Source organism: Paraburkholderia sp. BR10937 (assembly GCF_040965695.1).
Lineage (GTDB): Bacteria > Pseudomonadota > Gammaproteobacteria > Burkholderiales > Burkholderiaceae > Paraburkholderia.
The window spans coordinates 1-214 of the sequence record NZ_JBFRCL010000319.1 but is presented as its reverse complement, the minus strand read 5'-3'; the positions used below and the strand labels follow the sequence as shown (position 1 = coordinate 214).

At 45.3% G+C, this 214-nt stretch carries 1 protein-coding gene; it reads left to right on the top strand.

Annotation, left to right across the window (positions count from 1 at the left end):
* Nucleotides 1-9 precede the first annotated feature (9 nt).
* The coding region (locus AB4Y44_RS43105) for a type II toxin-antitoxin system HigB family toxin (protein ID WP_368702872.1) at nucleotides 10-214 on the top strand (205 nt) is incomplete at its 3' end.

Here is a 214-nt window from a genome sequence, read left to right as displayed (position 1 = left end):
GAAGAGTTTATTGATAAACACTCAGCCGCGAAAAGTCCTCTCATGACCTGGTACAGGCTGGCAAGTAGCTGCCAAGCCGATGACCTTTCCGGTCTTAAGAAGACGTTTGGTACTACAGTCGATTACGGTCCAACAAAGTTTTATGTGTTTGATGTTGGAGGAAACAATTTCCGAGTCGTCGCTACAGTCCATTTCAACCGGCAAATGTTGTTCA